At 56.9% G+C, this 1,329-nt stretch carries 1 pseudogene; it reads right to left on the bottom strand.

Features of this window, described 5'->3' with window-relative positions:
- Window positions 1-207: 207 nt before the first annotated feature.
- Window positions 208-1,189 (bottom strand): annotated as a pseudogene (locus OCK02_RS26095) (IS110 family transposase).
- Window positions 1,190-1,329 lie beyond the last annotated feature (140 nt).

Genomic DNA, 1,329 nt, shown 5'->3' with positions numbered 1-1,329 from the left:
TCTACGACAATCTATGGACGCCTCCCGGGCGAGATGAACATTTGGCGGCACTCGGCATTGGATGCGTGAATCTATCCGGCCTATCACTGGAGCGATCACGCTCCTGGCCTTGATGGGAGTCCGCTACCTCTGTCCTCATAACATGATCGGCCTTTGTGGCCTTGTCGTAGATCAGGATCCGAAGCTGCGGCCCGTGCCGTTACGCCATCAGTTCTTACTCGCATTCATCATTGCCTTATAGGCAACGATTGGCAATCGACTATTGTGCGGCATAGCGCTCCTGTCGCGTGAGCAGGGCCCATGCTACCCGCGCGGTCTTGTTGGCAAGCGCCACGATCGCTCTATTAAATCCCCGGCGAGCGACGAGCTCTTTCAGCCATTGCGATCGGCGATCGTCGTGACTGGCAAGTCGGCTGATAACTGCGCGTGCGCCATGGATCATCTGGCGACGTAGATAATGGTTCGCTCGGCGGCCAATTCCGCCAAGCCGTGGTTTGCCGCCAGTCGTATATTGTCGCGGGACCAGCCCGATCCAAGCCGCCAGCTCTCGCCCGGATTTAAAGTGACGTCCGTCCTCCACGCTAGCAACGAGTGCCGTTGCAATGATCGGACCGACGCCTGGCAATTCGGACAGACGACGGCAATCTTCTCGTTCACGACAAATCTCGCTAATCTTCCTGTCGAGCCGGCCAACTCGGTCATTCACATCGGTGAGCTGGTCGAGGAGTTCGAGGAATAGCTCTCGCCCGAGATCGGAGAGGGCCGCGTCCTCGACTGCCGAGGGTGCCTGGGATGCAAAACGCCACGGTCCTTGCGGCAAAATGATTCCATATTCGGCGAGAAGGCCGCGTGCATGATTGATGAGCGATGTACGCTGAACGATCAGACGCTCTCTAATTCTGTGTAACGACTGAAGGTCTTGCTGTGGGGTCGACTTGAGCGGTACGAACCGCATGGTTGGACGTGTCGCCGCTTCATAAATCGCCGCTGCATCGACCGCATCGTTCTTGGAGCCACGCACGAAGGGCTTCACGAAGCGAGGATTGATCAGCAAAACCCCTCGTCCATCACCCTTGAATTGCCGCCCCCAATGGTGAGCGCTGGCGCAGGCTTCCATCGCGACCGTCTTCGGGGCAATCGCTTTCACTGTCTCAGCCAACTTCGATCGGCTAACTCTACGCGAAAGAATAGTGCCATCCGAAGCGATGCTGTGCAGATGGAATGACGACTTTCCGAGATCGATGGCTAGCAATTCGAATGTCATGACTTCCTCCTTTAGCTGGCCCTTCATTCTGAAGGTTCGGAGGGAGGCGTCCATCCCATAACATG

It is taken from the genome of Rhizobium sp. TRM96647, from assembly GCF_025780115.1.
Classification (GTDB): Bacteria; Pseudomonadota; Alphaproteobacteria; order Rhizobiales; family Rhizobiaceae; genus Mycoplana.
Note: the sequence above shows the minus strand (reverse complement) of the source record. Positions and strands in the feature narration are given on the sequence as shown.